Source organism: Streptomyces sp. TRM70350, from assembly GCF_019219825.1.
Lineage (GTDB): Bacteria > Actinomycetota > Actinomycetes > Streptomycetales > Streptomycetaceae > Streptomyces.
On record NZ_JAHUXH010000036.1, the window covers coordinates 1 to 19881 of the forward strand.

The 19881-nt window shown below is 68.4% G+C and carries 16 protein-coding genes and 2 pseudogenes; 10 read left to right on the forward strand and 8 right to left on the reverse strand.

The genetic code is table 11. The annotated features are described in order from the left end of the window. On the reverse strand, window positions 1-432 hold a 432-nt coding region (locus tag KWI83_RS32980), incomplete at its 3' end, for a GNAT family N-acetyltransferase (protein ID WP_308122316.1). A gap of 527 nt (window positions 433-959) precedes the next feature. Between KWI83_RS32980 and KWI83_RS39320 the strand changes: the two genes are divergently transcribed. Next, complete coding sequence (locus tag KWI83_RS39320; protein WP_305733706.1) at window positions 960-1994, forward strand: site-specific integrase; 1035 nt, start codon at window positions 960-962, stop codon at window positions 1992-1994. 230 nt (window positions 1995-2224) lie between these two features. Here KWI83_RS39320 and KWI83_RS32990 read toward each other — a convergent pair whose 3' ends face one another. Both KWI83_RS32990 and KWI83_RS32995 read right to left on the reverse strand, forming a co-directional pair. Further along, window positions 2225-3121, reverse strand: a complete 897-nt coding sequence (locus KWI83_RS32990; RefSeq protein ID WP_218518073.1) for an aminoglycoside phosphotransferase family protein — start codon at window positions 3119-3121, stop codon at window positions 2225-2227. Between the two features lie 291 nt (window positions 3122-3412). Further along, a complete protein-coding gene (locus KWI83_RS32995; protein WP_308122317.1) occupies window positions 3413-3880 on the reverse strand; it encodes a suppressor of fused domain protein in 468 nt (155 codons plus the stop codon). A gap of 130 nt (window positions 3881-4010) precedes the next feature. Between KWI83_RS32995 and KWI83_RS33000 the strand changes: the two genes are divergently transcribed. Continuing rightward, window positions 4011-4793 carry a phosphotransferase enzyme family protein gene (locus KWI83_RS33000; protein ID WP_218518074.1) on the forward strand — a complete coding sequence of 261 codons (783 nt, stop codon included), beginning with the start codon at window positions 4011-4013 and terminating at the stop codon, window positions 4791-4793. Window positions 4794-4802: 9 nt separating this feature from the next. On the opposite strand, the pseudogene KWI83_RS33005 reads toward KWI83_RS33000, so the two are convergent. Beyond that, window positions 4803-6247 (reverse strand): annotated as a pseudogene (locus KWI83_RS33005) (NF041680 family putative transposase). A gap of 336 nt (window positions 6248-6583) precedes the next feature. Here KWI83_RS33005 and KWI83_RS33010 point away from each other — a divergent pair. The 4 genes from KWI83_RS33010 to KWI83_RS33025 all read left to right on the forward strand — a co-directional run bounded on the left by KWI83_RS33010 (window position 6584) and on the right by KWI83_RS33025 (window position 9698). Continuing rightward, entirely contained in the window at window positions 6584-7204 is a 621-nt protein-coding gene (locus tag KWI83_RS33010) for a hypothetical protein (RefSeq protein ID WP_218518075.1), read from the forward strand. Between the two features lie 270 nt (window positions 7205-7474). Next, window positions 7475-8218, forward strand: coding sequence for a hypothetical protein (locus tag KWI83_RS33015; protein ID WP_218518076.1), 744 nt, complete (start codon window positions 7475-7477; stop codon window positions 8216-8218). Continuing rightward, window positions 8188-9024, forward strand: coding sequence for a hypothetical protein (locus KWI83_RS33020; RefSeq protein ID WP_218518077.1), 837 nt, complete (start codon window positions 8188-8190; stop codon window positions 9022-9024). The genes KWI83_RS33015 and KWI83_RS33020 overlap by 31 nt, the downstream gene beginning before the upstream one ends. Before the next feature lie 320 nt (window positions 9025-9344). Next, a complete protein-coding gene (locus KWI83_RS33025; RefSeq protein ID WP_218518078.1) occupies window positions 9345-9698 on the forward strand; it encodes a hypothetical protein in 354 nt (117 codons plus the stop codon). 129 nt (window positions 9699-9827) lie between these two features. Here the strand turns inward: KWI83_RS33025 and KWI83_RS39330 are convergent, their stop codons facing one another. Further along, window positions 9828-9968, reverse strand: a complete 141-nt coding sequence (locus KWI83_RS39330; protein WP_256363143.1) for a hypothetical protein — start codon at window positions 9966-9968, stop codon at window positions 9828-9830. A 78-nt stretch (window positions 9969-10046) separates the two neighbouring features. Between KWI83_RS39330 and KWI83_RS40125 the strand changes: the two are divergent. Beyond that, window positions 10047-10443 (forward strand): annotated as a pseudogene (locus KWI83_RS40125) (transposase family protein); the annotation flags it as partial. Window positions 10444-10705: 262 nt separating this feature from the next. Here the strand turns inward: KWI83_RS40125 and KWI83_RS33040 are convergent. Together KWI83_RS33040 and KWI83_RS33045 are read right to left on the reverse strand one after the other, a co-directional pair. Beyond that, window positions 10706-12706 carry a ricin-type beta-trefoil lectin domain protein gene (locus KWI83_RS33040; protein ID WP_218518079.1) on the reverse strand — a complete coding sequence of 667 codons (2001 nt, stop codon included), beginning with the start codon at window positions 12704-12706 and terminating at the stop codon, window positions 10706-10708. Between the two features lie 414 nt (window positions 12707-13120). Next, the gene (locus KWI83_RS33045) at window positions 13121-13354 is read right to left on the reverse strand and encodes a hypothetical protein (protein ID WP_305733708.1); all 234 of its coding nucleotides are present in this window, start codon (window positions 13352-13354) and stop codon (window positions 13121-13123) included. A 263-nt stretch (window positions 13355-13617) separates the two neighbouring features. Here KWI83_RS33045 and KWI83_RS33050 point away from each other — a divergent pair, with 263 nt between their 5' ends. Then, window positions 13618-14367, forward strand: coding sequence for a WYL domain-containing protein (locus KWI83_RS33050; RefSeq protein ID WP_308122318.1), 750 nt, complete (start codon window positions 13618-13620; stop codon window positions 14365-14367). A 111-nt stretch (window positions 14368-14478) separates the two neighbouring features. On the opposite strand, the gene KWI83_RS33055 is transcribed toward KWI83_RS33050, so the two are convergent. Then, window positions 14479-15549, reverse strand: coding sequence for a LacI family DNA-binding transcriptional regulator (locus KWI83_RS33055; protein WP_218518080.1), 1071 nt, complete (start codon window positions 15547-15549; stop codon window positions 14479-14481). 653 nt (window positions 15550-16202) lie between these two features. On the opposite strand from KWI83_RS33055, the gene KWI83_RS33060 reads away from it, so the two are divergent. Continuing rightward, entirely contained in the window at window positions 16203-17237 is a 1035-nt protein-coding gene (locus KWI83_RS33060; protein ID WP_218518081.1) for a LacI family DNA-binding transcriptional regulator, read from the forward strand. A 352-nt stretch (window positions 17238-17589) separates the two neighbouring features. After that, window positions 17590-19863, forward strand: coding sequence for a right-handed parallel beta-helix repeat-containing protein (locus KWI83_RS33065; RefSeq protein ID WP_218518082.1), 2274 nt, complete (start codon window positions 17590-17592; stop codon window positions 19861-19863). Window positions 19864-19881: the final 18 nt, after the last annotated feature.

Sequence of the window (19881 nt, forward strand, 5' to 3'; positions counted from 1 at the left end):
TAGCGACGCTTCGTTGTGCGCGAAGATCAGTGCTTCGCACTTGTGATAACGCCGCTCGGCGAACATGAAATGCAGCAGCATCACCACGGCTTCCGCCGCATAGCCCTTGCGTCGGTGATCAGCGCCGATCGTGACGCCATACTCGAACCAGCCCGCACGCGGATCAGCCTGGTGCGAGCCGACAGCACCGACTATTTCCCCCGCGTCGACGTCCTCGATCGCCAACTGGAAGCAGTCGCCATCGGACTTGGCAGCGGCCTGTTCCTTCGCCCAGGCACGAAATCCTTCGGCGGAACGAGGCGGGTTCAGCAGGTCGCCCATCCGCTCTTCGTCCACGGCGAACCGCATGAACGCGGTCCAGTCGTCAGGCTCGATACCGCGCAGGCGTATCCGATTGCCAGTCCAGAACGATGTCATCCCCCATTCGATCACGCCGCAGAGTGCGAAGTACAGACCACTCGCCAACCCCGACACGCCATGTGACCTGGCACTTCGACGTTGCCGAACGCTCACTCCAGGGTGGTCAGGTCCCGCTCGGAGAACCTCTCGTTCCAGAGGCATTCAGGCAGTTCCAATACCCGACTCCACCATTACCGGCCGGCCGCGACGAGATCGTCGAGGCCGTGCGAGCGCACCACGTGCGCCAGGAGCGGCTGGCCCGGATCCCGGCGGTGCCAGCAGCCGGTTACCGGGCCCAGGCTCTCAACGACCTGTCCGGAGGATCCTGGTGAAGGCCCGCATCCGGCACCTGACCAGCACACCCGCCGCCGGTCCCGGCGAGCGGCTGCCGGTGCCCCAGGCCGCAGGCGGGCCACTGGAACAGGCGCGCGCCCGGTTCCCCGCCCGCGAGGGGTTCCCCGCCCGCGAGGCCGGGACGCGATGGCCGATGACGTGCAAGCCCGCACAGGATGTACTCGCCGCGCTGCAGATGCCGCCCCACAACACGAACAAAAGCAACAATGGACCAGCGCACCCGCGAACGTCTCCCTGCCCTGGAGACCTTCGCCCGGGCCGCGGCCGACCACCATCGCCACCGCCTGGCTGGTCTGGAAGCTCTGCGCGCGGTGCCGCCGGGCGCGACCTTCATCGTCGGCGGCGCCGTCTTCGTCCGCACCAAGATCGGAGGTGCCGGCGCCCGCGACGCGGCCGGGACGCTCCTGCACTACGACCTCGCCGAACACCGCGCCTTCTGGGCCTGGGCAGCGGTGGAGTTCCTGCGCCACACCGGCGCCCGCATCGAGGAGATGCTGGAGACCAGCCACCACGCCCTGGTCCAGTACCGCCTGCCCACGACCGGCGAGATCGTCCCCCTGCTCCAGATCGCCCCCTCCAAGACCGACCAAGAACGTGTCCTGCTGGTCAGCCCCGAGCTCGCCGACGTCCTGGCCGCCATCGTCCGCCGGGTCCGCGACCCGCGTACGGGAGGCATTCCGCTGCTGGCCGCCTACGACTACGAGGAACGCATCTGGAACCCACCCGCACCACTGCTGTTCCAGTGGGACCGCGCCGGAGAGCCCTCCCGCATGACCGGCGAATTCATCCGCCGCGCCCTGGCCGAGATCCTCGCCTTCATCGGCCTCACCGGCACAACCGGCCGGCCCATGGACTTCGCCCCGCACGACTTCCGGCGCATGTTCATTACCGACGCCATCCGCTCCGGCCTGCCACCCCACATCGCCCAGGTCATCGTCGGCCACACCAATATCAACACCACCATGGGCTACACGCCGTCTACCCCACCGAGACCATCGAAGCCCACCGCGCCTTCATCACCCGCCGCCGCACCCTGCGCCCCGCCGAGGAGTACCGCACCCCCACCGAAACCGAGTGGGAGGACTTCCTCGGCCACTTCGAACGCCGCAAACTCTCCGTCGGCACCTGCGCCCGCGCCTACGGCACCGCCTGCATCCACGAGCACGCTTGCGTCAGATGCTCGCTCCTCCGACCTGACCCGGCCCAATGGGCACGGCTTGCCGAGATCCGCGACAACCTGATCGCCCGAATCGCCGAAGCCGAGAGGGAAGGCTGGCTCGGCGAGGTCGAAGGTCTCCGGGTCAGCCTGGCCGGCGCCGAGGAGAAGCTCGGCCAGCTCGATCAGAGCCCCGGGCAGCACACGGCCGTGGACCTCGGCATCCCCACCGCGCGTGGTGATCGATGAACCCACGAAGGTGGAGTGCCGCACGGCCCTCGACCAAGATCGAGAAAAAGTTCGAAGAAGCGCGCATCAAACGCCCTTCAGAACACGATCAAGTGCCGCCCGGCCTACAGGTCCCCAGTGCGGCTTGCCGCCGGGAAGACCCCGATCTCCGTTCTGTCCCATGAGCATCAGGAAGAGGCTCTTCATCGCGGCGAGCCCGCGGGCGCGCCGGATCGTCGCCTCGTCTGCATGGGCGTACGTGTCGAAGAACCGTGAGGCCGTACCCGCGGGGAGCAGCACCCATGCGGCGGCGAGGTCCCACGCCGGATCGCCGGCGAACAGGGCACCGAAGTCGACGATGCCCGAGAGCGTTCCGTCCGAGACGACGACGTTCGCGGGATGGAGGTCGCCATGCACCCATACCTGCGGACCATCCCACTCGGGGGCCGCGACGGCATCGTCCCAGACGGCCCGGACATCGGCAGCGATGTCGTCGGGAGCAACGGCCTGGAAGAAGTTCTCGAAGCCGTCGGTGCACTTCTTGGGGTGAGCGCCGAAGTCCGAGCTGATCGGCGCCTCGGCGGGCGCCTCCACATGGAGCGCCCGGAGGAAGACCGCCAGCGTGTCGGCCGCGTGGGCTCCGCGGCTGATCGAGCCGTGATCCAGCGGCTCGCCGGGAACCCACGTCATCACGGTCCAGTGCTTGGGGAAGCGCTCGGACGGTTCACCGCACCGCACCGGGGTCGGCACCGGCAGCGGCAGGCGCGGAGCCAGCACGGGTAGCCACCGCCGCTCCTTGAGCTGGAGTTCCGGGGTGGGGTCCATGCGCTGCATGCGCACGGCCAACTCGTCCCCGAGGCGCCACATCTGGTTGCCCCAGCCGCCCGCAACCTCGCGGATGGCCAGCCCTGCAAGGTCTGGATGCTGCTCCTGCAGCAGGTCGCGAACCAGGTCTGCGGTGATATCGATCTCTGTGTCGGTCATGCGAAGTCACAGTACTGAGACGGCAGGCGGAGCGGCTCTCGCTCTCCGGAACATCCCCTTCAGGTCCTGCTAGCGTCGGCCGGGTCAGGTGATCGACTACGGCCGGATATCCGGATGTTCCCGAACCTGGAGCCGATACGGCCCTGGCGACCACCATCGGTGACCGCCGGAGGACGGAAGCTCAGGCAACCGACGCCCTGAAAGGATCGGTGGGGATGATCTCTACCTCGTCGAAGAGCTGCTCCAACGCCTCGTGTCCGTGACGCCTGCGGAACTCGATCTCGGCTGTCGTTACGGCAGGGTCCACAGGATGCGGGCGTGGCCGTCGGGAACGGGACAGTGTTCAAGGTCTGGTCCGTGGAGGTAGGGCAGGCTGATCAGCAGGTGGTCGCAGGTTGACCCCGGCACCCACGGTTCACCGATCGGCATGCTGTGCTCCAGGTCGAGCTGATGTCCTCCGCAGTGGTAGTAGGCGATCATCGCCATGAGCTCGATGAACCGCTGGTCGCGGACGTGGGCGGTCATGACGAACTCGAGGCCGTGACTGTCCTTCTCCATCGCGGCCCAGCACCCGGCGGTCACATAGGCCCAGCTGTCGCTGCGGGGACCGGGCCCCACAACGAGAACTCGCAGATCGGGCGCCACCTCTCGCCGTTCCGGCCCGAGGTCGTAGTCGACGACCTCCACTGAGTGCCCTTCGGAGAACGCCCGGACATGCGACTCAACGGCCTCCGCGGCCAACACACTCGCATCACTCACCGCGCGATCATCCCACTGCGATCGACCGCCCCTGACGGCTCACTGAGCTTGTTCTTTAACCTCTGTCCGCACTCTGACGTTCCCCTGTTAATGGGGTGATCATGGCGAGCTGGTCCGACACACTGGTTCGATGCAGCACGATGATGAACAGCCGTTGCCTGGCGGCAACGTAAGTGATGGTGTCGTTCGCGTCGGAGACACCGTTCGCCGTCCGGCCGGACCGTGGACTCCCTCCGTGCATGCCCTGCTTGCCCACCTGAACGAGGTGGGATTCAGCGCGGCGCCTCGCCCACTCGGCATTGACGATCAAGGACGTGAGGTCCTGACCTTCATGCCGGGACATGTGGTCTGGCCCGACCGGTTCTCGCTGATGGAACCCGCTCGACAACTGGCTCGCGTTGCACGCCTCATCCGCGACTTCCACGATGCCGTGCAGGACTTCACGCCCCCGTCCGACGCGCACTGGCAGACACTGATCCCTCCCGAGGGCAGCGACATCATCGCCCATAACGACCTGGCCCCCTGGAACCTCGTGGTCGCAGACGAGACGCGGTGGGCCCTCATCGACTGGGACGCAGCAGGTCCCGGCTCCCTTCTGTGGGATGTCGCATACGCCATTCACGGGTTCATCCCGCTGTCCGCACATCCAGACTGGCAGCGCCCGGACGCGGCGGAACGACTGCGAGTCTTCGCCGACGCGTACGGTCTCGATGAGTCCGAACGTCGTCGGTTGGTCCCTCTGTTGGGGCGCCGTACGCGTTCCATGCACGACTTCCTGCGAACTCAGGCAGCCCAAGGTGTCCAGCCCTGGGCAAGGCTGTGGGCTGAAGGCCACGGTGACGCCTGGCGAAACGACGCCGAATACATCGAGCAACGCGAAGACCAGTGGGTGCACGCCCTGCTCGCCGGCTGAGCTTGTCCTTCATGGTCTGACCTGGTCACGTTCGGCGATGGTGCCGGGGCGTCTGGTCGTCTTGCCCACGTCGTAGCGGGTGGCAGGGCGTTGATTCTTCGAGCCGAGCGGGCGTCCGGGGCCGGGCCGGTTGGGTTTCGGCGCACGGGCCGGGCAGACGAGATGTGGGCGGAGGTTCCTGAACCCGCGGCAGACGCGTGCAGGGGTGAGTCGACCGGGCTCGGCCGGCCTCTCCCAGGGGCGGCGGAGGTCTGCGGCCAGCGGGCGGGCGAGGCGGAGTTGAGTGTGGGCGGCGACGATCAGCCAGGTCCACCGGTCCGCCGCCTCGGGTGTACGGAGCTTCGGACGGGTCCAGCCGAGGGTCTGCTTGATCATTCTGAAAGTGTGTTCAAGATCGAATCTGCGCAAGAATGCTTGCCAGCGCAGGTCGACGTCCTCGCCGGTCGTCCCGGTGGCCGACGACCACAGCCAGACCGGGAGCGGATCGTGGCCACCGGGCAGATGGTCAACCTCCAGGCGGATCAGTGTCCCCTCGATGACGGGGAGTTCGCCGGTGTGGTCGATCCACGCGGAGCGGGTAGTCAGCCTCGGGTGGACGCGGTCCCAGGCCATTACGCGAGCGGTCCCGTAGCGGTCGGTGGCCTGGACAGTCGCGGCATCGGGCTCGCCCCAGGTCTCGGCTTGGCGAAGCGGAACTCCTTGCCGTGTTTCGGCGGACGCCCGCCCTGCGGCGGGGAGATCCACGGCACCGGGACGGGCTTGCGCATGACGCGGTCCGTGCGCATCCGCCCCAGGACCTCCACCGGCAGACCGTCGAGGAGGTAGGCCATGCGCGGAGCGTCGTAGCCGGCGTCGAAGACGATCAGGATGTCAGGGTCACCTGCCTTCCAGCGGCCCATATCGATGAGGTCGGTGACCACCCGGCGGACTTGGGGCGCGGTGACCACGGCAACATCGTCGGCCGGTCCCAGCCGCAGCGCGTCCAGGATCTGGCACCACGAAGTCCGGCCCGACTCCAGCGCAGCAACGAACGAGTAGGGCCAGCCGGGCACGAACTGGTCCGACGAGCGCCCGCTGCGGCCGTAGACATGACAGAACAAGCGGTCCGGACTCGTCGGCGCGTCCGGCCGGAGCCAGTGGGTGACATCGACGGCCAGGACCAAGCGCCCGTCGGCGGCCACGGGCTGCGGCAGCCCGGCCAGCACCTGCCGCAACCGCGGCACATCAACGTCCCCGCGGTTCAGCGCGTCGTACATCGCGCCATGCCCGCGCCGGTGCTCGGCCGTCAGCGTGAGGTTCACCGGTGTCGTCACCGGACCGTCCGCGCACAGCAGCGCGTCGGTCAGCTCGAACAGCGTGTCCCCGCGCACGGGCAGGGAGTCGAAGAAGTCGCCCCGGAAGCGTGACGCCACTGCGAACGCCTCCCGCCGGACATCGGGTTGCAGCAGACTCATTCCCCTACGGCCTTCGTACTGGTCAAGTACCTCTTGGTCGGAGCACAGGATCAGACGAAGGCCGTGTTCACGTCCCCGGAATCCTCGTACGAGCGATCACGTTCGGGACATCGTTCGAGGTCAGACCATAAAGAACAAGCTGAGTACGTGTTTCTGAACCTCGGTTCCGCAGCTCAACGCCCTACCGCCCTCCATATGTATGAAAGCGGAGACACGGAAGTGATTTTTCCTTTTGTTCCCGGTATGAATGAGCAGCCGAGTCAGTTCTTGTACACGCCCTTCCTGTTGCCGCCTGGGACTGGACTGCGTGACAACCGACCAATGAGAGCAGGCAGAATGGACGCAGTCTCTGCGCACTTCTACAGGAACACCGACGAGCTGTTCTTCTTCAAGGGGAACCAGGTCTGCGACTACAGCTGGAAGTCCGGGGTGAAGGCCCACAGCTCCATCGTGGATTTCTTCCAGAGGCTGCCGGAAGAGTTCCGCCAGAACCTGGATGCTGTGAGCAGTCACTTCTACAGCAACACCGACGAGCTGTTCTTCTTCAAGGGAGACCAGGTTTGCGACTACAGCTGGAAGTCCGGGGTCAAGTCCACCGGAAGGATTGGTGCATTTTTCGCAGGTCTCCCCGAGAGTTTCGGTTCCAGCCTGGACGCCGTGTGCCGTCACTTCTACAGGAACACCGACGAGCTGTTCTTCTTCAAGGGAGACCAGGTCTGCGACTACAGCTGGGAGTCCGGAGTCAAGCGCGAGGTCAAGATCGGTGAGTTCTTCGAGAATCTCCCGCAGGAGTACCATTCCGATCTGGACGCCGTGAGCGCCCACTTCTACGACGTCGACGAGCTGTTCTTCTTCAAGAACGGCAGGGTATGCGACTACAGCTACAAGGACGGTGTGAAGAAGGAGTCGCCGGTCGGCGACTTCTTCAGGGGCCTGCCTCCGGACATCATCGGGTAACTCAGGCTCATGCGGCGGCGAGGCGGGGTGGCGCCGTGGCACTCGCCGCGCAGGCAGGCCGGCCATCTATCTCCCGGCGACGCCACCGGCGCGGTGTGACCGGCACACGGGGGCGTCGTTGAACACGGCATCGCGTGCATGAACAACCGACCCTGAGCGTCATGGTGTTGTCAACGTCAGCTACGAATACACGACACCTCAACATGCGAGCCCACCAGTCAGTCCCGAAACCCGTCGCGACCGCGTCACGGTGCTGCCACACTCGCGCCCATGAGCGACGACAGCGCCAAGAGTCTCGACGGAGGCATCGGCACACACGTCATCGCCATCACCTACGAAGTGATGGACTGGGCGACGGAAGCACTGCCGGCGCACGTACCGGCGGACGACCTGAAGAAGTTGAAGCTGGCCGCGGGCGAGCATCTCGCGGCGATGCTGACGACCGCCTATCTCGGCATCGTGTCGGTCGCCGTAGACGTCCACGGCGGCGTGGATCTCGTCTACCGCGTGGCGGACTCGGACAGCGACGCACTGTCGTCGCTGCTCGGCCGCGACGGTGTCGAGTTCGCCGACTTCGAGGTGAAGTCGATGCCTGGTGACTTCCGCGAGCACGACGCAGCGGTCTCCCGGGCACTGAAGCGAGGTGAGGAGCCAGGCACTCATTGGTCGACGTTCGTGTCGGCGAACGATGTCGTCGAGGCGGCCCAGTCGTTGATCGCCAAGGCCGCGAAGCAGTTGCGGGACAAGTCCTCGCCGGACAGGGCGCGGGTGGTGTTCATCGTGTCCCACTTTCTCGACCGGCCCTACGTGGAATGTCTCGACCCGGTGATCGCGCACACCTTGATTGCCCCGACGCTGTCAGACGAGATCGAGCGCACCCTTCGGCTACTGAGAGTAACTGGTCGTCGGTGGAGGCGGGCCCGGCGCAGGGCGGTGCTCGGCGGCGTGGGTAGGTTGGTAGCCACCGACCCAGGAGATGCCTCGTGCCCGGCCGCCCCAGCGTTTTGTTCGTGACCGATCTCGCCTACCAGGCCCGGGGGCGGCGCTACTGCGACGAGGACATCTTCCTGTCGTCGCGGCTGCGGCACGACTTCGACATCGCTTTGTGCCACCCGCTGGATGCCGCCGCTCTCATGGACGCCTTCGACGGGGTCGTGGTCCGCAACAGCGGCCCCGTGCTGCACTACCAGAAGGAGTACGACGCCTTCCGGAACCAGGCCGCAGCGCGCGGCACCCGGGTCTACAACCCGCTGTCCGGCCGGGCCGACATGGCTGGCAAACAGTACCTGCTGGACCTGACGACAGCCGGATACCCGGTCATCCCCACCATCGACCGGCCCCAGAACCTCGGCGTGCTGCCCGAGACCGACCAGTACGCGGTCAAGCCGAAGGCAGGGGCGGACTCCATCGGCCTCAACTTCGTCTCCCGGGACCAGCTGGACGGCCTCACCTACGGCGACATCCTGGTCCAGCCCCGCATCGACTTCCGCTATGAGATGTCGTTCTACTACGTCGACGACGCCTTCCAATACGCCCTCCACGCCCCCGATCCCGACCGTCGTTGGGTCCTTGAGCCCTACCAGCCCACGGAAGCCGATCTCGGTTTCGCCCGCTGCTTCATCGACTGGAACACCCTCGATCACGGTATCCAGCGCGTGGACGCCTGCCGTACCCAGGAGGGCGACCTCCTCCTGGTCGAGCTGGAAGACCTCAACCCCTACCTGTCCCTGGACCATGTCGACGACCCGACCCGTGACACCTTCGTCGCCAGCATGACAACCTCCCTCCACCGGTTCCTGGGCATCTCACCCCGCACCTGACCGGCACACCCCCGGTCACCTCAACTGACGCCGGCAGGTGTGCAGGCGGTGATGGTCCCGGCATACAGGTCGACCTTCGACTGCGAGTTACCCATCAGGCCCCAGCGGAAGAAGCACACCTGACACTCCCACCGCAAGCCCCCAACTGACATCAAAACAAACCGACATCGCAAACTCGGTCAGAACGTGACTCCCGCAGTCGCCTCGAATCCCGCTCTCGCTTACGAAGCCAGGCGAATACTGCAGCCCTCGAATACCAACACTTCGCCAGTGCCGGCCGGGACACCACCGAGGGCATCGTTGGCGCCATCACCGGAACTTTGCACCGTCCCCAGACCGTCCTCCCCGGCCGCTACGGCCAGGACGGGGTGCTGCGGCTCGTCGCCCGCAGCACCCAACTGCACCCCGCGGCGGCCCGGCGTCTCGCCGACCAGCTCACCGTGCCAGGTCCGGGGCACCCCTGGGAGGGCGTGCGGTTCACGACGTCGTGGGGATCGCGCGCCCCGCTCGACGTAGCTCTCGTCGAGCCGGACATGGTCGCGGAGCCCACCGTGGACACCGCACAGGACCGCGGAGCCTGGCGACATCCGGTGCGGTTCGTCCATCTCCGGGAAGACACGGCATCCGGCGACGTGGCGGCCTTCGGTGAGGGCGCGGCTCCGGCCTCCGGCTGATCGCGGCCGATCAGCCGGAAGGGTCCTTGTCAGCCACGGCATTGGCCGCCCGACAGGCGGAGCAAGGGATCTGGGGCCTTGGGTCCGTAGCGGCGGGTGAGCCCCTGGCAGCGCGGGCAGAAGCCGATCTCAGCCGGAAGGCAGCCCGAGCAGGAGCGCGGCGGCTGCGCGGTCCATCGAGGGGTCGATGCGCTGTGGCATCTCGTCCATGCGTCCGAATGTACGGCTGGCGCCTCGTCCGGGCAGGTCGAGAGCAGTCGCGTCGCTCACGCCACGTCGATGCCCAGCGTGGGGTCCGGCCACCTTCGCCGATACCGGAGCGACAGCCGCGGCGTCGGCCCGGGCCTGCTCACCGACGGCCGGGGCCGACTGCTGTGGATCTCGGCGGCCCGCCCCGGGCGCACCTCGGAGATCACCGCCTGCCGGCACGACAAGCTCACCCGGAAACTGCGGGAAGCCGGGCTCGGAGCCATTGCCGACCTGGGGTCCGCCGGCCTCGACGACGGCGGCCCCGACGCCGACCCGGCGGTGATCACCGGCTACAAGGCCGCCCGGAAACCGGCCCCTGACGCGAGGCCAGAAGCCGTCCAACACGGCACTGGCGGCCGTCCGGGCACCCGTCGAGCACGGCTTCGCCCACCTCAAGAACTGGCGCGTCCTGAGCAAGGTACGCACCGACCCCGCCTGGGCGACCGCCCTGGTCCGGGCCTTGCTGGTCCTCACGAACCGCGAAGTCGCCCGATGACCGACGATCTTCACCAAAGTCCCCTGCCAGCGACCAGCACGAGCATCCCGATGCCCACGCACACCAGCCCCGTGACCAGCAACTTCAGCTTGCCCACCTCTCATCGGTGCGAAGCCCTACGCGGCCAGCAGCGGGGCACGCGACGAGATGACGAGACTGCGACGGCACGCAGCGGGGACGTGACACTGCGGTTGGCGTACGCCGACCGGCGAAGGTGCTGCCGCGCCCTCGCCGGTTGCGCGTCATGCTCCTTCCGCGGACATCAGCTGAGGGTCCACTTCTGGTTGGTCTGACCGTTGCAGGTCCAAAGGATCAGCTTGGTGCCGTTGGCGGTCGCCGCGCCGGAGGCGTCCAGGCAGAGACCGGAGAGGTTGTTGGTGAGGGTGCCGTCGGAGTTGGCGGTCCATCTCTGGTTGGTGCCGTTGTTGCAGTCCCAGATGATGACCTTGGTGCCGTTGGTGGTGCCGTTGTTGTCGGCGTCGAGGCACTTGTTGCCGTAGACGACGAGTTCGCCGCGCGACGTGTGGGCCAAGGTCTGGTTGCGCCCGCCGGAGCAGTCCCAGATCTGTGCCTGGGTGGCGTTGACGTAGGTGTTCTTCTCGATGTCCAGGCAGCGGTTGGAGGCGGAGCCGACGAGGGCGGCGCCGTCGGTGCCGGGGATGCCCTGGACGCGCAGGGCGTCGATGTCGGGCGCGGTGCTGCCGGAGACCGCGGCGAACCTCACGGTGTTCGTGCCCTTGGCCAGATGCGCGAGCACGGACACGGTGCGGTAGGTCGTGGCAGAGCCGGTCGGCGGGAAGGACACGACGTACTTGTACTGGCCGTTCACCTGGACGGTTGCCCTGCGAGCGGTGGTACCGCCGTTGGCGTAGGTGACGTCCACCAGCTTGGTGCCTGCCGTCGAGGCGGTGACGCCGGTGAACGTCGGCGTGGTGGCGGTGGTGGTGTCCTCGTACGTCGAGCCGGTGGCCTCGGTGCCGGAGACGGTGAGAAGCACCGCGTCGTTGGCGGGGACGGAGGTGGTGTAGCCGGTGGCGAAGGATCCGGTGTGGGTGCGGGTCCAGGCGTTGCGCACGGTGGCGGAGGCGGTGGTCAGGCCGAGGTCGGCCCAGCGGACGGTGATGTTCGCGGCGGAGCCGGTGCGGTTGAACAGCATCACCGCGCGCTTGCCCGTACCGGAGAGCACCTTGCCGTACACCTGCAGGTTCCGGGCGTCCTCGGCGACCTTGACGCCCTGCAGGCCACGCGGGTCCTGGTTGATGGCGAGGACCTCGGGATTGGTGAGGATGTCGCGGGTCTCGGTGGTCATCGTGGCCACGTTGTTGCCGGCCAGCAGCGGGGCGCCGGCGATGGACCACAGGCTCATGTGCAGCCGGTTGCGTGCGGCGGTCATGCCGTTCAGGCCGACCATCAGCATGTCGGGGTCGTTGTAGTAGCCGGTGTGCTGGGCGGCGGGTTGCAGGGCCTCGTCGAAGTTGCGGTACATCTTCGTCAGGCCCGGGGTCTCCTTATACAGGAGCACGTCATGGCTGGTGCGCCACAAGTCCCCATAGCCGGACGCCCAGTTCCACGGCAGTCCGGTGCCCCACTCGCAGAACGACAGCACCAGCTTGCGGCCGGTGACGGCGGACGCGGCCTCGTTGGCGGCGGCGATCTGCTTGTACGTGGCCTCCTGGTCCAGGCCCTCCACACGGCCGCCGCACCAGTCGATCTTGACGTAGTCGAAGCCCCAGCGCTGGAAGGTCTCCAGGTCCTGCTGGTAGTGGCCCTCCATACCGGTGTTGGGCGCGGCGGGGCGGGTGGTGGGGTAGTAGTAGCCGCAGCCCTGCTTGCCGGCGTCGGTGTAGATGCCGGCCTTCAGACCCTTGCTGTGAATGTAGTCGGCTATGGCCTTCATGCCGCCGGGCCACAGGGTCTCGTCGACCACCATGTTGCCGTTCGCGTCGCGCTGGCCCTGCCACCAGCCGTCGTCGAGGTTGACGTACTTGTAGCCGGCGGCGGCCATGCCGGAGGAGACCAAGGCGTCTGCCTGCTGCTTGATCACGTTGTGGTCGATACTGCTGAAGAAGCTGTTCCAGGACGCCCAGCCCATGGGCGGCGGGGTGACGCCTATCTGATTCGTGCTCACGGCTGCCAGTTCGGGGGACAGGGGCGCCGACGGCTCCTCCCGGTCGAGGCCCGCCAGACCGGTGACGGCGAGCCCGGCGGCGATGAGCGGGGCGGTGATGCGTCTGGTCCATCTTCCTGCAGCGGTGTGGAACATGCGGCTCTCCAAGGGGAGGGGAAGTGGGAAGGAACACTGACCGCACGAAGCTGGCGTCTGCGTCGATGGTCAGGTTGGCGGTGATGTGCGGGAAGCAGAAAGGGCGCTCAGTGAGAGAGTGCTGAGGTACACGCATGCGCAGCCACTGCCACCGGTGTCCGAAATACCGGACCAGGTTCGGTGAGGCGGTCAAAAAAGTAGAGGTGAGGGGACCGCAGGTCAATGGTTGTGTCGCTTCTCGTTGGTTTTTGTGTGGAGGCGTCAGCTGGGGCCACCAGCTGTGGCAGCGGATCGGTGATCACGGCTGGCGGTATCGGGCCCCGCAGGCCGCGGGTGCCGTTCGAGGACTCACCGGCCCCAGCCTGTCAGCTCGGTGACGCCCCTTCACTCACGGGCGTACGGCTTCCAGGGAGTTCACATTCCGTCCGGGAAACGTTCCCGCAGGCCGGCCGCCGCCCGCAGCGCCGTGCGGCTCTCGCCCACGCCGCCCGGTCCCACCAGGGTCACCAGCGGCGCCTCCTCGAACGCTCGGTGCAGCAGGCCGAGTTCCTCCTGCCGACCGACGAAACCGGCCCGTTCGACGGGCAGTTGCCCGCCGCGCTGCTGGCCAGAGCCAATCCCCGGTGGTTTGAGGCAACCTGCGGGCACTTCTCGTGAGTCGGCTTGCCGCGGATCGTCCTACTCCTGACGCCGCTGTCACCTGGTGCGGACAGCGTTCCCCCCCCCATACGTGACATCCGGCGTCAGGATTTACCGGGACGTCGAGACGCTGTCCGCCGCCGGCGTCCCGGTGTGGACGGAACGCGGACGCGGCGGCGGTGTCCGGCTGCTGCCCGGCTACCGCACCGACGTCACCGGGCAGACCAACGACGAGGCTCGGGCCCTGTTCGTGCTGGCCGCCGAGGGCACCCATGACGCGCTCGGACTGGGCGAGGCGATACGCTCCGCACTGCGCAAGGTCATGGCCGCGCCGCCCGATCCCCTACCGCGGCGACGCCGAGCGCACCAGCCAGTGCGTCCTGGTCGATCCCGCCCGCTGGATGCACGGCACCGGGACAGCCACCGACGCGGACCTCGCCGAGCTGCAGCACACCGTCTTCACCGACCGCCGGCTGCGGCTGACGTACCGCAGTGCCGACGCCCGCGAGCCGCGCGGCCACACCGTCGACCCGTACGGGCTGGTCAGCAAGGCCGGCGTCTGGTACCTGGCGGCCGGCTGCGACGGCGAGCCGCGGCTGTTCCATGCCGACCGTATCCTGTCGACCGCCGTGATCGACGAGCCGGTGCGACGCCGTCCCGGCCAGGCCCTCGCCACCGCCTGGGGTCTGCTGCGCGAACGCTTCGAGCGACTGCCCGACGCCCTGCGCGTCCACTGCCGGGTCCGCCGCGCACAGCTGGAGATCTTCCAGCGACTCTTCGCCTCCCGCCTGGTCGCCCCGCCGGAGCCGGTGGACGCCGACTGCTCCCGCGCCGACCCCGCCTTCCGCGACCTCCCCGACGTACGCGAACTGCTCTCCCTCGGCGCCTGCGTCGAGTCCTCGCCCACCCGAGGCCCGCGACGAACTCACCACCGTCGCCGCCGAACTGGCGACGCTGTACGACGCGCGGGCGTGAGGGTGACGGGGCCGTGTGCGCCGGTGCCGAGGTGGAACCTGCGGTGAGCCGCCGGAGCCCCGTCGACCGGCGCACGGCCGTACCGGCGGGAGCACCGCCGTAGCCCTGAGGGTCGTACGACCCCAAGCCGTGCCGCCGTCGCCGGCGACTCGGCGCCGTCATCGACGGGGTGTGCTGCCTCGCAGGACGACGTTCGTGGAGACCGGCACGATCCGCGAGGCGTCGTCGTCGGAGAGGGCGAGTTCCATCGCGCGGACCCCCACCTGCCGCAGCGGTACGGACACGGTGGTCAGCGCCGGGACGACGTCCACCGCCGGGCCGATGTCGTCGAAGCCGGCGACGGCGACGTCCTGGCCGGGGACCAGCCCGGCGTCGCGCAAGGCGGTCATCACACCGATCGCCATGACGTCGTTGACGGCGAAGACGAGTTCGGTGCCGTCGAGGCCCCGCTGCAGGAGCTCGCGTGCAGCCGCGTATCCGCCTCGGCGGCTGAACCCGGCCTCGACCAGGAACCGCTCGTCGATGTCGATGCCGAACTCGCGCAGCCCCTCCAGGAAGCCACTGCACCGGTCACGGGACGTCCTGAGGCCGACGCCCGCGCGCACCACCGCGAAGCGTCGGTATCCGAGGCCCACGAGCGCTCGGGCGAGCTGCCGAGCTCCACCGTAGTTGTCGATGCTCACAGTGCGGAACGGCAGGTCGTGCTGGCTGATCAGGACGACCCTGCCGCCCGCTGCCCGGTAGGCGTCGAGCTCGTCGGCGAGAGCGTCACGGGTGTCGGTGTCGTCGATACGGCTGCCGGTCAGGATGATGGCGCGGGGCCGCATCCCGCGCAGTGTCCTGACGATCTGGAGTTCCCGCTCGGGGGAGCGGTCCGCGACCGCCATGGTCACGATGAGCCCGGCCGCCTCCGCCGCCTGCGTCACACCACCCGCGATGGAGGAGAAGTACGGGTCGTCGACACCGCTGACGACCAGCGCGGCGGTGTTCGTCGAGCCCCGTGCGATCGCCTGGGCGGACAGGTGCGGCGCGTAGTCCAGGTCCGCGGCCGCGGCGAGCACCCGGTCCACATTCTCCTGCCGGACGTTGCGGATGCTGCCGTTGAGCACGCGCGACGCCGTCGCCTGCGAGACGCCCGCCGCCCGCGCCACATCACGCAGGGTCGCCTGGCGCTCCCCGGCCCCGGCCTCCCCACGCCGGCGCAGAGGCGCCCCCGACCCGTCTTCCATGCCGCATATTGTGCACCGGCCCACACACCGCCTGAGAAGGGGTGGGTGCTCACGGAAGGTCACTCCCCAGACAAGACGCCCCCCCACGCCGGAATGCGTTTTCCCTCCCCTCGGCCGATGCCACCGACGGCGACACGTCGTCCAGCCTCGACGACGCGCCTGGCGGGTGAAGCCCCGACCAGGGCCGACACGGCCACCCTTCGGCCGGGCGACCGGGTCCTGGCCGGCGACCGCGTGGTCGACGCTCTGACGGCGACACGTTCGTCCAGCCTCGACGACGCGCCTGGCGGGTGAAGCCCCGACCAGGGCCGACACGGCCACCCTTCGGCCGGGCGACCGGGTCCTGGCCGGCGACCGCGTGGTCGACGCTCTGACGGCGACACGTCGTCCAGCCTCTACGACGCGCCTGGCGGGTGAAGCCCCGACCAGCGCCGAGGCGGCCACCTTCCGGCCGGGCACCGCATCCTGTCGCGTACGGTCGTGTACGCGGTCCCTCGCCGGCCGTCGACACCGTGCACTCCGTGCACACCAGGGAGAGCCGCGCCATCGCGGAGTCGGTCGCCGGTGCCCTCCGTGTCCCGCGGGCGACCGGTCACAGATATCCTCGGGTAGCGTCGACGGCTCGTATGCGTGGTGCGGGAGGGAACGGCACGATGCCCCATCCAGCCAGACCGACCGTCACCTTGCGCGACGTGGCGGCGGCCGCCGGAGTGTCGGTCACCACCGCATCACGCGTCCTGGGCGGCAGCTCGCGGACGGTGGCGCCCGAATACCATCAGCGGGTCCTCACCGCCGCGGCCGCGCTGCGCTACACCGCGGACGCCTCGGCCCGGGCCATGCGGCGCGCGAACGACTCGATCGCGGTCGTCGCCGACGACCTCACGACTCCGTCGATGGGCCTGGCCGCCGCGGCGATGGAACGGCAGGCGCGCGACGCCGGGGCGTTCGTGACGGTCTCGTCGACCCACGGCACCGCCGAGCGCCAGCTCGACACCGTCCGGCTGCAGCGTGCGCTCCGGCCGCGGGCGCTCATCCTGACGTCGAGCCGCCTCGACGCGAACGCCCTGGACGGGCGGCTGCTCGACGAGCTGCTCGGCTATGAACGCGAGGGCGGCCGGGTGGTGATCGTCGGCGACACCGACATGCCGTTCGACTCCATCAGCTTCGACAATCACGGCTCCGCGAGGGAACTCGCCACCCGTGTCGCCGAGTCGGGGCACCGGCATGTGACGATCCTGGCCGGCGTCCGCGGGCGGGGCAACGTCTCCGCCCGCACCGCGGGGTTCGTGGCCGGGCTCCGCGACGGCGGCATCGAGCGGCGGAACATCCGGATCTCGCACTGTGCGGTGAGCCGCCAAGGGGGGTTCGACGCGGCACGACGCCTGGTCGCCAAGGGGTTTGAGCCGCCCCACGCCGTGCTCGCCGCGAACGACACCATCGCCATCGGAGCGATGTCGGCCTTCCGGGCCGCCGGGGTGGCGGTGCCGGCGGACGTCTCGGTGACCGGTTTCGACGACATCGAGCTCGCGACCGACGTGACACCACGGCTGACCACCGTGTCGTTGCCTCTGGCGCAGGCAGGTGCCGAGGCGGTCCGCCTCGCCCTCGCACCTCGTGCGGAAGCCGCGCGCCTGATGATGCACGGGCAGGTCGTGGTGCGCGACAGCACGGCGCGTCACGTGGGCTGACCCACCCCCCCCCCCCGCGGCTCGGTACCGGCGGGCCGTGATCACGCGGCCGCGGTGTTCCAGCGGGGTCGACGAGTTCATCCGCTCGAAACCTTGACGCACTCGATCACCGCTGGGCACACTGCGCGGAATGCGTTTTCCCGGATCGGCCTGAGGGACAGGCATGAGCACTCCCGGCGACTTCCAGCGGCTCGGACCGACCGCGGCGCCGCCCGTATCGGGGCCCACCGACCCCCACCGCGACCGGGAGCCGGACGCGAAAAACCAGCACCCGGAGCCGTTGTGCGGCGTCTCGGCCGGAGGGGTCCCGACAGGAGCCACCACCGCACCACCCGGATGACAAGAGGAGACAATGACCGCCACCCGAAGAGTCGCGTCAAGGGCGACCGCCGCCGCACTGTGCGCGCTGGCCGTCGTGCTTGCGTCGATCGTGCTCATCCCCGCGCAGCGCGCCTACGCCGCGGGCACCACGTACTACGTGAGCGCGACCGGCAACGACAGCAACGCCGGAACCAGCAGCAGCGCGCCTTGGCGCTCGCTGAGCAAGGTGAACTCGAAGACGTTCCAGCCCGGCGACACCATTCGTCTCAGGTCCGGCGACAGTTGGGTCGGGCAGCTGTGGCCGAAGGGGTCCGGCGTCGCCGGCGCCCCGATCGCCATCGACCGCTACGGAGAGGGCGCCAAGCCGAAGATCGCGGGTCAGGGCACCGTCGGCGACGCCGTGCGGCTGCACAACCAGCAGTACTGGGAGATCCGCAACCTCGACGTGTCGAACACGGCGCCCGCGACGGCGACACCCGGTGCGCACCTCGGCGACTTCCGCGGCATCGGCGTGCACGGCGACAACGGCCAGACCCTGCACCACTTCGTGATCGACTCGGTCGACGTCCACGACGTGACCGGCGAGGTCAAGTGGATCGGCGGCAACACCGCCAACAACAAGCCGGGCATCACCTTCAACAACGGCTGGGACCGCTCGAAGAACACCGGCGGCATCGCCTTCCTCACCACAGTCCAGGACATCACCGCGCCCGGCGCCGCCACCGTGCTCGACGACATCACGGTGCAGAACTCCACCATCAAGAACACCTCGTTCGCGGGAATCGTGACGAAGCAGTACGCCGGTGACGCCCCCGGTGCCGTCTTCACGGGCTGGGGCAAGCGCGCCACGGCCACGGACTCCCGCTTCACCCCGCACACCGACGTCACGATCCGCGGCAACTACATCACGCAGGCGAACACCGACTTCGGCGGCAACGGCATCTATGTCACCGGCACCCGAGGCGCACTCGTCGAGGGCAACGTGATCGACCGGGTCGGCGTCTCCGGAGTCGAGACCAACATGGCCGACCGGGTCACCGTCCAGTACAACGAGATCATGGGCACCCACCACATGGGCGGCAGTGCCGACGCGAACGGCCTGGACCCCGACATCGGCACCACCAACCAGCTGTTCCAGTACAACTACCTGCACGACAACGGCGACGGCATCCTGCTCTGCGCGTGCAACTCCTCGGTCAGGTTCGGCAGCGCGGTGGTCCGCTACAACGTGGTGACCGGCAGCGAGCGGTGGAACCTCCACATGTCGCAGACAACGGGCTCGGTGGCGGAGGTCTACAACAACACCTTCGTCAATGCCAATTCCTCGACCATGGTGAGCGGCGGCGTCTCAGGAAGGGTCACGCTGACCAACAACCTGTTCGTCACCGGAAACTCCAACCCCGAGTTCAACAAGCAGACGAGCGTCATCTACAACAACAACGGCTACTCGTCCGACTGGCCGAGCCGGCCCACGACCGACACGAAGGCCGTGATCGGCAGTCCGATGTTCGTGAACCCCGGCGTCACGGGGCCCTACGGTGACGTGAACGGCCCGAGGCTCGGCACGGCGGCGAACTTCGCGCTCCAGTCCGGATCGCCGTTCGTCGACGTCGGCGCCACCGTCACCGGCAACGGCGGCCTCGACTACGCCGGGGCTCTGGTGCCGACCGGGAACGGTCCGGAGATCGGTGCCCTCGAACGCGGCGCGCCCGGCATCGCCTTCTCGGACACGTTCAACGGCCTGGCCACCGGCGCGCTCGCCAACGGGACGAACGGATGGCGGGTCATCTCGGCCAACAACGACGTCTCCGTGGTGGCGACGCCGTCCACCACCGACAAGAGCGTGCGGCTGACCCGCACCATCGAAGGCGGCGACACCGACGGGACCAACCTCGCCCGGATCTTCAGCACCCCGCTGCAGGGCTTGGTGACCATCGAGGCACGGGTGATGCGCAACGACACGCAAGGAGGCTGGTTCGGGCTTCCCTACCTGTACAACGCCGGCGGCAGCCAGGCCGTCAGCGTCGCCTTCGCCCGCGGCGAGGTCCACGCGTACGAGGGGACCACGGACCGTGTGCTCGGTACGTACACCCCTGGCACGTGGTATCGGGTCACGCTCACCGTGGACACCGTCAACCAGCGCTTCGACCTCGACCTCGACGGCCGGCGCCTGCTGACCGACGCCGCGTTCCGCACCTCGATGCCGGGGATCGCGAAGGTCGCGTGGTACTCGAACGGCGGCGAGCGCGGGGCGGTGCACGTGGACGACGTCAGGATCGCGCGCGGTACCGGATTCGGCCAGTGACGGTTCCGGTCCGCTGAC

Excerpts from the sequence above, each read along its gene's own strand:
- KWI83_RS33060 (WP_218518081.1), top strand. The coding sequence starts at position 16,203 with ATGCCCCATCCAGCCAGACCGACCGTCACCTTGCGCGACGTGGCGGCG.
- KWI83_RS33065 (WP_218518082.1), top strand. The coding sequence starts at position 17,590 with ATGACCGCCACCCGAAGAGTCGCGTCAAGGGCGACCGCCGCCGCACTG.
- KWI83_RS33010 (WP_218518075.1), top strand. The coding sequence starts at position 6,584 with ATGGACGCAGTCTCTGCGCACTTCTACAGGAACACCGACGAGCTGTTC.
- KWI83_RS33050 (WP_308122318.1), top strand. The coding sequence starts at position 13,618 with ATGACGCGCTCGGACTGGGCGAGGCGATACGCTCCGCACTGCGCAAGG.
- KWI83_RS33040 (WP_218518079.1), bottom strand. The coding sequence starts at position 12,706 with ATGTTCCACACCGCTGCAGGAAGATGGACCAGACGCATCACCGCCCCG.
- KWI83_RS33015 (WP_218518076.1), top strand. The coding sequence starts at position 7,475 with ATGAGCGACGACAGCGCCAAGAGTCTCGACGGAGGCATCGGCACACAC.
- KWI83_RS39320 (WP_305733706.1), top strand. The coding sequence starts at position 960 with ATGGACCAGCGCACCCGCGAACGTCTCCCTGCCCTGGAGACCTTCGCC.
- KWI83_RS32990 (WP_218518073.1), bottom strand. The coding sequence starts at position 3,121 with ATGACCGACACAGAGATCGATATCACCGCAGACCTGGTTCGCGACCTG.
- KWI83_RS33055 (WP_218518080.1), bottom strand. The coding sequence starts at position 15,549 with ATGGAAGACGGGTCGGGGGCGCCTCTGCGCCGGCGTGGGGAGGCCGGG.
- KWI83_RS33000 (WP_218518074.1), top strand. The coding sequence starts at position 4,011 with ATGCAGCACGATGATGAACAGCCGTTGCCTGGCGGCAACGTAAGTGAT.